The following is a 12949-nucleotide window of genomic DNA, read 5'->3' on the forward strand; positions in this document are numbered from 1 at the left end:
GACGCGTGCCCGCTCATTCGTCCGCCGGCCATACGCGTTCGATCTGCCAGACGCCCGCGACCACCGTCACGTCGACGTTCGAATCGAGCAGCGGTGCGCCGTGGTCGGTGATCGTCTGCGTGCCGCCGTCGCGCAGCACGATGCGCAGCGACAGCGATGCGCGATCCTCGCCCGCGATCTCCGCGTTCCAGTAGTCGCTCAGCGCCTCGCGGTCGCCCGGCTGCACGCGTTCGAGCACGAGCGGCACGCTCGCGATCTGCGAAGCATCGACGCCGACGCCGAACACGCGCTCGACGTCGCCGCTCCAGTCGATCCGGCCCGACTCCGGATCGAGCACGTACGCGATCTGGCCGGCGCTCGCGAGTGCGAGCTCCATGTTGTTCTGCAGGACCGCCGCATGCTCGTGCACGCGTTCGCGCGTCGTCTTCAGCGTGCTGACCGTCAGCACCAGCAGCGACGCGACCGCCAGATAGAGCTGCGCTTCGAGCAGCGCGCTGCCATAGTGCTCGTGGAACGACGAGAACGGGCCGTCGCCCTGCGCGGTCTGCTCGATCACGATCAGCGCGAGCACCAGCACCGACGACGAGCCCACGCGGCCGCCGAGCAGCAGCGTGACCGCGACGGTCAGGAACAGCGGGATATACGTGAGCGCGAAGCCGGCGCCCGTGCCGAATTTCCGCGACGTGTCGCCGTCGAAGATCACCAGCGCGACGACCGCGAGCAGCACGAACGCGACGATGCCGAGCACCAGGTCGAAGCGTTCGTGGTCGCCCGAGCGGTGCGCACGGAAGCGCGACCACGATGCGAGCACCGGCGTGACCAGCAGCACGCCGACGAAATCGGACGCCGCCCACACCGACCACACGTCGAAGAACGGCGCGCCCTTGACCGTCGTGTACCACGCCGCGCCGCCGACCGCGCCGACGACGCCCGCGATCATCCCGGCGAGGATCACCGAGCGCAGGAAGTACAGCCCTTCGAGCGAGAAGCGCACGCGCTGCACGAGCCAGACCGCGAGCGCAGCCGCGCCGACCTCGTCGACCGTGAACAGCACCGCGTTGACGAGGCTGCCGTGTTCGATCGTGGTCAGCGCGAGCTGCCCGACGAGGAACGCGCCGGCCAGCGTCAGCCAGTCGCGCACCGGCCGCAGCATGAACGCGCCGACCGTCACGCCGGCCGGCAGCCAGATGTAGCCCGTCAGCCGGACGGGGCCGTTGAACTCGTGCGAGATGTAACCGGTCGCGAGATACAGCGCCGCCCAGAGCAGCGCGGCGACGAGCCCCGGCCGCGATCGTTTGGTGTCCATCGAGAATCCCTGTGTGCCGCGCCTGCGGCCTGCAGGTGCGCGATGTGCGAATGATATGCGGACGCGGCGGGCGGGGGAATACCGGCGGGCGCAACGCCGGCCGCGCTCGCGGCCGTTTGCGGCTGGCTTCGGATCTCCGTCCGTCTCAATCGACTCGCCGCCACACCGAAATCGGTATGTCTCCGTTGGGCCGCGGTGGAACGCGATAGCTCAATTCGCCCTCTTTCAATTGATAGCTGCGCGTTTGCGTCTGCCCGACCCAGTTCGGATAGGACGCGTTGACGATGTGAAACGCCAGCGTGTGCTCCGCGGGATCGACGGTCAGGGTGCCGTAATGGGTGCTGGACCCGAGCACGGCTGTACGGAATTCATCCGGCGTGCCGGTCGCCTTGTCGTTCGAAGCGAAACGCAGGCGTTCGGACTTGAAGATCTGCAGCGAGTAGTTCCCGTGCGGGTCGATCAGCAGCAGGCCTTTCGGATCCGCACCGTAGTCGCGGCCGATCGTGCCGTCGGGATGCTGAACGTCCGCCGCGACCAAGGTCCAGGTCCCCGCGAGCGACGGTGCGGCCGATGCGCCGCCGGGAACCATCGATGCGGCCAGCAACATGCCGGGGAAGCCTTGACGGAATATCGAGCCGATTTTCATTCGCAGTCCTTGTCGGAAAGAAGGGAAGAAACGTCACGGGAATCCGCAGTGGCGTAGGCGCGCATCCCCGTCAACCGCAATGAACGGTTCGCTTGATCGTAGCGGGGAGAATGTGCAATAAATACGATAATTTGAAACTGACTTATAAGAAAAACCGAATCATGACGCTCCCGAATCTCGACATGGATGCGCTGCGCACGCTGATCGCCGCGGACCGGCTCGGCAGCCTCAACCGCGCCGCCGACCGGATCGGCCGTTCGCAGTCGGCGGTCAGTCAGCAGATGCGCAAGCTCGAAACACAGATCGGCCAGCCGCTGTTTCGCCGGCAGGGGCGCGGCCTCGTGCCGACCGACGCCGGCGAACTGATGCTGTCCTATGCCCGCCGTATCCTCGAACTGAACGACGAAGCGGTGAATGCCATCCGCGGCTCGGCAATCGAAGGCGCCGTGCGATTCGGGTTGCCCGGCGACTTCGCCGAATCGTGGCTGCCGGTCGCGCTCGGCCAGTTCAAGCGCACCCACCCAGGCGTGCGGGTCGACATCGTCGTCGACGGCAACGGCGCACTGCTGGAGCGGCTCGACGGCGGCGAACTCGACCTCGTTCTCGCGATGGGCCGGGGCCATCGCGCCGACGCCGAACGCCTGGTCACGCTGCCGATGGTGTGGATCGGGCCGTCCGGTGTCGACGTGCGCCCGCGCGCCGGCGCCTCGCTCGATCTCGCGTTGTACAAGCCGCCGTGCCTGTTCCGCAAGGCCGGGACCGAAGCGCTCGACAAGGCCGGCATCCCGTGGCGGCTCGCTTACACGACCGGCAGCCTGCAAAGCCTGTGGGCCGGCGTCGCGGGCGGACTGGGCATTACGCCGAGAACGATGGTCGGTGTGCCGTCGGCGCTGCGACGGCTTGGCGAGCGCGACGGCCTCCCGCCGTTGCCGCCCGTCGACGTGTGCCTCCACGGCGCGAGCGGCAATGCGCCCTCCGCACTCGCCAGCCTGAAACGCGTCGTGATCGACAACCTGACTGCCAATCTTGGCGACGCATGATCGACATCCGGCACGCCCATCGGGCAGGACGATCGGGTATGTCCCGCACATTCCGTTGCCCTGCCTTTGACCGGCTTCCCGCAATCGGGAATCATGCGCGGCGGGGAGCCACTTACCGCTCCCCATCCCGAATGCACGAGTCCGCACCATGACACACGCAATCAGCCTGCGCACCGCCTCCGACACCGACCTCCCCTTCCTGCTGACGCTCCGTCGACTGACGATGACCGAGCACCTGCAGCGCGTCGGCGCGCCGACCGACGACGCAGCGCACGACCAGCGCATCTGCGCGCACTTCGACGATGCGATGATCGTCTGCGAAGGCGCTGCCGCCATCGGCCTGCTGAAGGTGACGCGTGCCGCCGGCGAATGGCACGTCCATCAGATCCAGATCCTCCCCGCGCACCAGGGCCGCGGCATCGGCGAGGCCGTGCTGAACGCGTTGCTGGCCGACGCCGCGCGCGAGCACGTGCCGGTATCGCTCAGCGTGCTGCACGGCAACCCGGCGCGCCGGCTCTACGAACGGCTGGGCTTCCGGCTCGCGTCGGAAACCGGCACGAGCGCGAGCATGATCTGGCGCGCGTGACGCGCGCCATTGCAATGCCGCCGCATGACGATTACTGCGTGATCTTCGCGTCCTTCAGCAGATTGCCGATCATCTGCGCGCTCGCCTTCTCGACCGCGATCGCCTGCAGCTGCTGCTGAAGCCCCGGCTTCGCGGCCTCGAAACCCGGCACCTGCGTCGGCCGCTTCGCATCCAGCTTCACGATCGCCCGCACGCCGTCGACCGGAATCGAATCCTTCGTCACCGCGCCGGCGGTCAGCTTCTCGAGCGCCTGCGCGACCGGCAGCGGCAACCCGCCCGTCTTGCCTTCCGCAGCGGGCGTATTGAAGCTCACCCACGGCAGTTCGCCGCCGCTGTCGCGGCTCGGCGCCATGCTGTACTGCCGCGCCAGCCCGTCGAACGACTTGCCCGCTTTCAGCTCGCTCAGCACGGTCGCAGCCGTCACCGGATCCTTGACGACGATCACGCGCGGCTTGTATTCGCTCTTGCCGAGCGTCGCGACGAGTGCGTCGTAGCGCGCCTTCACCTGCTCGTCGGTCACCGGCTCGGGCTTCACGTTGTCGCGCAGGTACAGCTGCACCTCGGCCGTCACCTTCGCCTGCTGTACCGCCGCCTTGACCTCGGGCTTGTCGCCGTAGTTCGCCTTCTCGGCCGCCTGCTGCACCAGCAAGCGCGTGATCAGCTGGTTCTTGATCGCCTGGCGGACCTGCGGCGAGTCGGGCTGCCCCGACGCGCGCAGCAGCGTATCGACGTCGGCCTGCGTGATCGGCGTGCCGTTGACGGTCGCGACGGTCGCCGCCGTCTGCGCGTGGACAGGACCGCTCAATGCGCCTGCGAGCGCGGCAATCAGCAACAGGCGGTTCGGTGTCGTTTTCATCTTCATCGTTTCGTCACTTCGAGCATGGAAAGCGCGGCACGGGGTGGCCGCGCCCGTTCATCGTGCACACCTGCACACGCAGCGTCTGCGTGTGCCGCTGTCATTGTGCACGGAACGGCATTTCCGCGTCGGGAGGTTGGGAGAGGCCGCGCAACGCGGCACGGCGCGCATTGTGCGCGCCGTTCATTGCATTCGTGTTGTGCAGCAATCCCGCGAGAACGCCCCGATTGCCGTCACGACTTCGCGAGTACGGCCGTCAGCCGAAGCGGCCGCGCGTTCAGCGGCTCAGGGCGTCCACCGGTACACGGTGATGCTGTTCCCTTTCACGTTGTTCTTCATCACCACGTACTCGCCATTCGACCGGCGGTACGCGCGGATGCTGTACATCGCGTCGATTGCGCTGCTGGTATCGACGGTCGCGGGGCTTGCATTGACCAGCGTGGCGTCGAGATTGCCGGTGGTGAGGTTGAACGCGTCGACGTTCGGCCACAGCGGCCCGCTGCTGCTGAACCAGTAGCCGACGAACAGATGATTGCCCACCGCGTCGATCGATTTCGCGCCGCTGTGCGGCAGCGTGATCACCGGATCGGGCTTCGTTGTGTTGCCGGCGCTCCAGCCGTGATACACCTCGATGCGCGTGCCGATCGACGTCCAGTCGTTGCTGCCGGCCGCCCCTTGCGCAAGCACCATCGTGTCGCTGTCCGCGAGATAGACGATGCGCGTCAGCGGCACGATGCTGGCCGGAATGCGGGTCGCGACGCCCGCCGCCCACGACGGCTTGCCGTTCGCGTCGAAGCCGCTCAGCGGGTAATGCGTGATCGCACCGGTCTTGTCGAGGCCGGCCCACACGCCGCCCTTGCTGTCGAGGCTGAAGCCGCTCGTCACGCGTTGCGTCGTGTTGAACGCGGGGCCCGGAATCGATCCGTCCGGAATCGCGATATAGCCGTTCGCCGCGTTGAAATGGTAGAAGTAGAAGACCGGCGGATTCTGGCCGGCCGCGACGAGGATCCGGTTCGCGCCCACTGACGTGAGCAGCCCGAAGTGTTCGTCGCGCTGCGTATCGCTCATGTTGATGCGCGGGTCCGACGGGTAGGCGAACGGGTCGACGGTGTTCGCGACGAACTTGCCGCCCGCGGTACCGCTGTACACGTGCGTGCCGCCGTAGAACAGCGCGCCGTCCGTGACGGGGTCCGGCGCGGCGATGCCTTCGAAGTTCAGCGACTGCAGCGTGTAGCGCAGGCTCCCCGTGCTGCTGTACGCATGAATGTCGGTCGCGCCGTTGCGGCCGAGATCCCAGCTGCCGCCCCACGGGTTGTTGAGCACGTAGAGGTTGCCGCCGGTGTCCTTGCCGATCCCGACGATGCGCGTGAAGCGCTGCGCGCCGACCTGCCCCTTGATGCCCGTCGTCGTGTCGAGATAGCCGCCGCGCACACCGAACGTGCCGGCCAGCGCGGGGCGGCCCGCTATCGAATAACGCTTGATGTTCTGGTCGGGGCCTTCGTCGCCCACCAGCAGCTGGGCGGCCGCCGCATCGACATACAGCGCCGACGGCTGCGAGCCGGCCGGCATCCGGATCGTGTTCAGCAGCGCACCGGCCGGGCTGAAGCCGACGATCGAGCCCGCCGCCTTCTGCGCGACCCACACGTTGCCCGCGCCATCCACCGCGAGTGCGCCCGGCGCCGGCACGTCGATGTCGCGCTGCCACACGCCGTCGGTGGTGAACACGCGCACGCGATTGCCGTAGAAATCGCTGGCATAGAGCAGCGAGCCGGCCGTCGCGAGCCCGGTGACGACATCGACGCGCGGCTGGTTGGTCGCCGCGCTGATCTGGATCACGCGGTCGCGATACTTCGTCGCGCGGTTGTAGCGTCCCACCGCACCGCTGCCGTACGTCTTGCCAGGCTGCAGCGCGACGAACAGCGACGTCGCGTTGCCGGTGATCGCGCTGCCCTGGAATTCCGAATGCGTGCCGATCGAGCCGATGCTCTTGCCGTTCTGGTAGATCGCGACGCCGCCTTCATCCTCGTCCCACATCGACGCCGTGTAGATCACGCCTTCGGGCGCGACCCACATCGCGCGCGCGACGTTGCCGACGTGCGCCGCGAGCGTGCCGTACGTATTCGCCAGCCAGTCGGTGGTATTGCCTGCATGAGTCGCCGGCGCAATTGCGGCGATCGCTGCGGCAAGAAGCGCAGCCTGGATTCGTTTACTGGCGACCATGACGGATGCGCTCCTGAATGAGGCAAACATTCACATGAGGGATCGGGCCGGCCAGATGGCTTGAAATCCGCGATGCGGAACTTCTTCCCCTGAATCATCTGGCGCAGTCGGTATTACGTACGGCATGCCTTCGATAATGAGCAGGGCGAGAATAGCGTTATATAAATCGAAAAAAATTGCGGATCGCACGCTTGCGGCAAGCGCGACTGCGCAACAGTGAATGTTCACTTGCGTGCCGGAACGGGAATGGAGAAAGTCGGGCGTTCGCCTGCGGGAATATCGCCGCTTGCCCAGCGACGACAGATTGAAACGGCGGACGCTTTTACCGGAAAATCGGAACAGGCCGCCGCATACGGCGCAAAGTCATTGCACAAAGCAAATCGCCGGCCTGAATCCGTATCGAATCCAGGCCGGCGATCGTCATGGACGCCGGGGCAGGCAACGCGTCGCCGCGTTGCCGCGCATCATGCCGATGTCTCCCGTATCTTCACGTCGGCAACCGTGCCGCCGTCCGACTCGTTGTCGTCGCGCGGATCACCGAGCTGCCCTTCCCACTTCGCGACCACGGCCGCCGCGATCGAGTTGCCGACCGCGTTGGTGGCCGAGCGCCCCATGTCGAGGAACATGTCGACGCCCATGATCAGCAGCAACCCGGCCTCGGGCATGTTGAACTGGTTCAGCGTCGCGGCGATCACGACCAGCGACGCGCGCGGCACGCCGGCCATCCCCTTCGACGTCACCATCAGCATCAGCAGCATCGTGATCTGCGTGCCGAGCGGCAGATGGATGCCGTACACCTGCGCGATGAACAGCACCGCGAACGTGCAATACATCATCGAACCGTCGAGGTTGAACGAGTAACCGATCGGCAGCACGAAGCTCGAGATCTTGCGGTTCACGCCGAAGCGGTCGAGCGCGTCCAGCAGCTTCGGATACGCGGCCTCGGAGCTCGCCGTCGCGAACGACAGCAGGAACGGCTCGCGGATCAGCCGGATCAGCGTGAACGCACGCTTGCCGAGGAACGTCACGCCGGCGAGCGTCAGTACGCCCCACAGCAGCGCGAGCGCCAGATAGAAGCTCGCCATGAACTTCGCGAACGTCAGCAGGATGCCGAGCCCTTCGGTCGTGATCGTCGACGCAAGCGCCGCGAAGACCGCGATCGGCGCAAACCACATCACCGCGCCCGTCACCTTCAGCATCACCTGCGCGAGATCCTCGATCACGCCGGTCAGGCGCTTGCCCGCATCGCCCAGCGCGGACAGCGCGGTGCCGAAAAAGATCGAAAACACGACGATCTGCAGGATTTCATTGTTCGCCATCGCCTCGGCGATCGACTTCGGCACCAGGTGGACCACGAAATCCTTCAGCGTGAAGGCGCCCGTCTTCAGGTTGAGCGCCGCATCGGAAGGCGGCAGCGGCAGGCTCAGGTGGCTGCCCGGCTGCAGGATCGTCGCGGTCAGCAGACCGAGCAGCAGCGACGTGAACGATGCGATGAAGAACCAGCCGAACGCCTTGACGCCCACGCGGCCCACCGCGCTGCCGTCGCCCATCTGCGCAATGCCGACGGTCAGCGTCGCGAATACCAGCGGCGCAATGATCATCTTGATCAGTCGCAGGAACACGTCGGACAGCAACGACACGTAGCCGGCGACTTCCTTCGCCATTTTCGGGTCGGGAAACGCGCTATGGCATGCGTAACCCACGGCGATACCAAGAATCATCGCGACAACGATGTACTTGGTAATGTTGTGCTTCTTCTTCATTAGTAATCCAAATTACAAAACGTATGTTGCTAACGGCTGGCAAATCATTCGCGTCCGGCTGCGAATCGGAACCTGTGTCGCCGCGCGGGCGACGAGTCCGCTTTGGCGGTCTCTGGCGGTCGCCTGGGCGGACAAGGGGGGGCATTCTAACGCAAATGGCGCACCGGCTTTCAAATCTGAAAGCGGCGCCGGTTGATTTGCGTCCGGATGTCGTCGTAAAAGGCGGGTTTGTCGCGATCCGGCCCGCTTCCTGTGGGGCCGGATGCCGGGGAATGCAGGCGGATCAGGCAGGGAACGGCGCGGCAGGCCCGTGGATGCGTCAGGGCGCGGGGGCCCGGCCGAACTGTGCGAGAAAGTCCGCCGCCTCGGCGGCAAACCGTTGCGCGAGCGCGCGCGCATGACCGGTGCGCTGGAAGCTCCCCATCAAATCCCGTGCGCCGCCATCGTCGGCCAGCAGCAGCAACGCTTCCTGCCGGCGCGTGCGGCCATCGAGCGCTTCGACCTCGATCGACAGGCCGCCCGTGCTGACCGGCCACAAGATCAACGACGTCGTCACGATATTGAGCAGCGGCGACGCGTCGGCCACGCGCGTGATGCGAACGCGAACGGTGAGCGAGGGGCCGGCATCGCCGCTCGCCGGCGCGGCGAAGCGCTTGTGCAGTTCCGCTTCCAGGCTGTGCTGCAGCACATCCCGCACCGCCTGAACCTCGTCGGGTGACACGTCGGCCGATACGGACGGCGTGGCCTGCACCGACTCGACGACGACCCGCTCATAGCGGCCCAGATCGGCCGGCCGCGGCGGCACCGCCATGCCATGCTCGCCGCTTTTCACGAGCCCGCGATAGGACACCGCCTCGCCGGACTTCACCACCTCCGGCGGCGTCGCGCAGGCACCGAGCAGGAGGACGCACACGATCGGCAACAACCGGCTGCACCGTTTGAGCAAGCCTGCAAGCGCATGTATCCAATAATAAACGGAGTACTTCGTCTCGTTAATGAGCAAAAAAAACGACCCGGGCGGGCGGGCCGATGCGTGAACGACGTCGGGCGTCATTGTCTGCATGATGCGATGTTCCTCATGAAGGGCAGCGTGGGGTGTCAGGAAACCAGGACGTAGGTCCGGAAGAAGTCGCCGAGCGCGGCGGCCATGTGCTCGATGTCGCTCGCGGTCCCGAGGCTCTGGTCGAGCCACAGGCCGTTGAACAGCGAGAAGACGATGTTCGCGGCCCCGGCCGGATCCAACGATGGCCTGACCCAGCCATCGGCCTGGCCGCTCGCCAGCACGCGCGCGAACTCCCCGCGCAACTTCCGGTCGAGTGCGACGAAATCGGGACGACGGTCGGCGTCGCGCGCAAGTTCGAGCCAGCTGTCGACACCGAGGCCGCCATCGGTCTGCCCCGTCATCCCGGCCAGTTCGTCGGCCGTGATGCGAGCGAGCCGCGTCAACCCTTCCCGGTTCAGAAAACGCTCGACATCCTGCGTATAGCGCTCCACCTCGGCCACGATGATCGCGTCGATCATCTCGCGCTTGTCGGCGAAGTAGCGGAACACCGCGCCCGCGCTCATGTCGGCCGCCGCGCAAATATCTTCGGTGCGCGCGCCGTGGAACCCCTTGGCCTTGAAGACTCGGGCGGCCGCGGCAAGGACCTGCTCCCGGCGCTGCCGATGAAGGTTTTCGTTGCGTGTGCGAGCCATGCTTGCAGAGATAACCGGACTAATTCGTCGCATTATATGGAAAGCGCCCGTCGAGATCAAATCCCGGGGGCACATCTTCCAGTCAGGTTCACCGGAGATCGTCACGCCGGTGGCGACACGATCAAGCGATCGCGACACATTTTCACAAAGATGCGCAGACCTCGACACTACGGCACGTAAACGATATGTAATATTTGGAAATGTTTCGCCTTGACGCCATCCCTTGACGTCAATGCGCGATCCAGAGCCGGAAATGCAGCACCGTGTTCGAGTCATTGCTCCCATCAGGCTGAGTCGTTCATTTCATCAGGATTCCTTTGAAGTGAGCGATCGAGAAAAAACGGCATCGTGATGAACATTCTGTACACCAACTTCCACGGCGATTACGGCGGCGGCCAGGACACCTACGTCCGCGATCTCGCCGTCGCGATGAGCCGCCATCACAGCGTGACCGTCGCGTCGCCGGAGGGGAGCCGCCTGTCGCGACTGTTGAAGGACAGTCCCGGCGTGGCCATCTTCGACATGGAATTCAAGCCGCGCTGGAACCGGCTCTGCCAGGAAATCGTCCGGCTGCGCCAGCGGATCGTCGCCGAGCGCTTCGACGTCATCCACGTCAACGGGTCCGCCGATCACCGGCAGGTGATGCTGGCGCTGCTCGGGTGCCGGTACCGGCCCGCGGTCGTGCTGACCAAGCACAACACCTATCGCGCCGACAGCTTCGGCAACCAGTTGCGCGCCCGGCTGGCCACCGACCACACGATCGCGGTCAGCGACTACGTCGCGAGCATGCTCGCGCTGCGCTCGCCGTATGGAAACGTGACGGTGGTCAAGCACGGCGTGCGCCGGCCGGCTGCCGAACGGCTGGCGGGCGACGAGCTCCGCCGCCGCAAGATCGCGCTGTTCGGGTCGTCCGGTGCGGATGCGATCGTGCTGGGCAGCAGCGCCGGCACTGCGCCGGAAAAAGGCTGGATGGATCTGATCGCGGCGCTCGGCCGCCTGCCCGAACCCGAGCGCGAGCGGTTTCGCGTACTGCTGGTCGGCGCGGAGCCCTCCGGCGAGCAACGCGAGCAGATCGCGCGGCACGGCATGGCGTCGCGCACCGCCTTCACCGGACGGCTCGACGACGTACGGACACCGTTCTCGATCATCGACGTGTCGTTCGTCCTGTCGTACCACGAGAGCCTGTCGTACGCGTGCCGCGAAGCGATGTCGCTCGGCTGCCCGGCCATCGTGACGCGCGTGGGCGGGCTGCCCGAGAACGTCGAGCCGGGCGTGGACGGGTGGGTCGTCCCGCCGCGCGAGCCCAAAGCGATCGAGGCGATCCTGCGCGCGATCGTGCGGGAACCCGGCTGCGTTCGCGCCATGGGGCGCAGCGCGCGGCTGAAAGGCAAGCACGAATTCTCGTTCGACAAATTCGTCGAGGCGACCTTGTCCGTCTATCAGAACTCGATTCGACACAACCCCTATCGCTGGGTGACATCCCTGGGAACCACGAAATGGCAATGAATATCTGGAAGAAGTACTGGGATCTGCGCACGCAGGAATGCCCGTGCGACGTGCACTTCGTCGAATGGCTGGAATCCGTGCGCCTCAAGGGCGTGCGCATCTATCACTTCGGCACCGGCGGCCATCACCATGTCGGCGTCGAATGCGCGCGGCCGCACCTGAACAACACCGTCTTCGGCGTGACGGCGTCGCCGAAGGAATACAAGTCGTATGTCGATCTCGTCACGCGGCAACCCGAGGTGAGCAAGACCTATCTCGCGTATTTCGGCGACATCTACACGAGCAATTCGGGCCTGCTGCCGGCATTCGACGTCGTCACGCTGTTCCATCTGTGCGAATTCCGCGACGAGTCGAACAGCCGCTACGGCGCGAAGACCGACGAAGAGGTGCTCGACCTGTTCGCACGCCATACCACGCCCAACGGCCACCTGCTGTTCTACAAGGGTTCGTCGGCGTACCGGAAGGCCGAGCCGATCATCGCGCAATGGGCGGCGAATGCCGATTTCGTCGAGGTCGGCGACTTCAAGACCCTGCGGATTTTCCGCAAGGCCGCGTAACCCCGCTTTCCCGCGATCCGCCGATGCTTGCGCGCACCCCACGCTATCCGATCCTGATGTATCACCAGATCCGCCCGCTGCCGCCGCCGCCCGACCGGCTGCGCGGCCTGAGCGTCGCCCCCGACGCGTTCCGCCGCCAGATGACGCTGTTCAAGCGGCTCGGCTACCGCGGTGTGAGCGTGCGCGAACTCCAGCCGTACCTGCGCGGGGAGCGCAAGGGCAAGGTCTTCGGCATTTCGTTCGATGACGGCTTCCTCAACGTGCTGACGCACGCGATGCCCGTGCTGGACGCGCTCGGGTTCACCGCGACCTGCTACTTCGTCGCCGGCCGGTTCGGCGGGGCGAACGACTGGGACGCAGATGCCCATACGGCACGCTCGCCGCTGATGACGCGCGAGGATATGCTCGCGTGGCGCGATCACGGCCATGAAATCGGCTCGCATACGCTGGATCACGTCGCGCTGTCGTATGTGCCGACGCCCGTATCGGACTTCCAGCTGACCGAATCGAAGCGGCAACTCGAAATGCTGAGCGGCCGGCGTGTCGAATCGTTCTGCTATCCGTACGGCGACCTGGACGCGCGCGTGCGCGACCAGGTCATGGACGCCGGGTACGGCAACGCGACGACCACCCGGCGCGGATGTGCCAGCGCGGCCGACGATCCGTTTCTGCTGCCGCGGATTCCGGTGGCGGGCGGAGTCGGGGCCGTGCGGCTGTGGTTCAAGTGTGCGAGCGGGCGGTTCCGAAGGACCCGGTAGCATGCGCCGCCTCCGG

At 66.0% G+C, this 12949-nt stretch carries 12 protein-coding genes; 5 read left to right on the forward strand and 7 right to left on the reverse strand.

The annotated features are described in order from the left end of the window. Positions 1 to 13: 13 nt before the first annotated feature. Entirely contained in the window at positions 14 to 1306 is a 1293-nt protein-coding gene (locus tag ACWMMN_RS31615; RefSeq protein WP_174993999.1) for an MASE1 domain-containing protein, read from the reverse strand. A gap of 145 nt (positions 1307 to 1451) precedes the next feature. After that, positions 1452 to 1952, reverse strand: coding sequence for a lipocalin-like domain-containing protein (locus ACWMMN_RS31620; RefSeq protein ID WP_059238094.1), 501 nt, complete (start codon positions 1950 to 1952; stop codon positions 1452 to 1454). Positions 1953 to 2113: 161 nt separating this feature from the next. On the opposite strand from ACWMMN_RS31620, the gene ACWMMN_RS31625 reads away from it, so the two are divergent. Further along, on the forward strand, positions 2114 to 2992 hold the full coding sequence (locus tag ACWMMN_RS31625; protein WP_486423645.1) for a LysR substrate-binding domain-containing protein: 879 nt from the start codon (positions 2114 to 2116) through the stop codon (positions 2990 to 2992). Between the two features lie 148 nt (positions 2993 to 3140). After that, positions 3141 to 3578 (forward strand): GNAT family N-acetyltransferase, encoded by a 438-nt coding sequence (locus tag ACWMMN_RS31630; RefSeq protein WP_486423646.1) that lies wholly within the window; start codon positions 3141 to 3143, stop codon positions 3576 to 3578. 31 nt (positions 3579 to 3609) lie between these two features. On the opposite strand, the gene ACWMMN_RS31635 is transcribed toward ACWMMN_RS31630, so the two are convergent. The 5 genes from ACWMMN_RS31635 to ACWMMN_RS31655 form a co-directional block, all read right to left on the reverse strand. Further along, on the reverse strand, positions 3610 to 4440 hold the full coding sequence (locus ACWMMN_RS31635) for a peptidylprolyl isomerase (protein ID WP_059238100.1): 831 nt from the start codon (positions 4438 to 4440) through the stop codon (positions 3610 to 3612). 279 nt (positions 4441 to 4719) lie between these two features. Further along, positions 4720 to 6654 carry an SMP-30/gluconolactonase/LRE family protein gene (locus ACWMMN_RS31640; RefSeq protein ID WP_486423647.1) on the reverse strand — a complete coding sequence of 645 codons (1935 nt, stop codon included), beginning with the start codon at positions 6652 to 6654 and terminating at the stop codon, positions 4720 to 4722. Between the two features lie 464 nt (positions 6655 to 7118). Next, positions 7119 to 8417: a dicarboxylate/amino acid:cation symporter gene (locus ACWMMN_RS31645; RefSeq protein ID WP_486423648.1), complete on the reverse strand. Its 1299-nt coding sequence runs from the start codon at positions 8415 to 8417 to the stop codon at positions 7119 to 7121. 319 nt (positions 8418 to 8736) lie between these two features. Further along, positions 8737 to 9480: a DUF3313 family protein gene (locus ACWMMN_RS31650; RefSeq protein ID WP_174993994.1), complete on the reverse strand. Its 744-nt coding sequence runs from the start codon at positions 9478 to 9480 to the stop codon at positions 8737 to 8739. A gap of 35 nt (positions 9481 to 9515) precedes the next feature. Beyond that, positions 9516 to 10217: a TetR/AcrR family transcriptional regulator gene (locus ACWMMN_RS31655; protein WP_233464332.1), complete on the reverse strand. Its 702-nt coding sequence runs from the start codon at positions 10215 to 10217 to the stop codon at positions 9516 to 9518. Between the two features lie 246 nt (positions 10218 to 10463). Between ACWMMN_RS31655 and ACWMMN_RS31660 the strand changes: the two genes are divergently transcribed. From ACWMMN_RS31660 to ACWMMN_RS31670, 3 genes are read left to right on the forward strand one after another with little or no spacing between them, the layout of a single operon-like run. Then, complete coding sequence (locus tag ACWMMN_RS31660; RefSeq protein ID WP_059238109.1) at positions 10464 to 11618, forward strand: glycosyltransferase; 1155 nt, start codon at positions 10464 to 10466, stop codon at positions 11616 to 11618. Beyond that, positions 11615 to 12175, forward strand: coding sequence for a hypothetical protein (locus ACWMMN_RS31665; RefSeq protein WP_175847626.1), 561 nt, complete (start codon positions 11615 to 11617; stop codon positions 12173 to 12175). Before ACWMMN_RS31660 ends, ACWMMN_RS31665 begins: the two co-directional genes overlap by 4 nt. Before the next feature lie 23 nt (positions 12176 to 12198). After that, a complete protein-coding gene (locus ACWMMN_RS31670; protein WP_059238113.1) occupies positions 12199 to 12933 on the forward strand; it encodes a polysaccharide deacetylase family protein in 735 nt (244 codons plus the stop codon). Positions 12934 to 12949: the final 16 nt, after the last annotated feature.

It is taken from the genome of Burkholderia cepacia complex sp. TUM26381 (assembly GCF_057439935.1).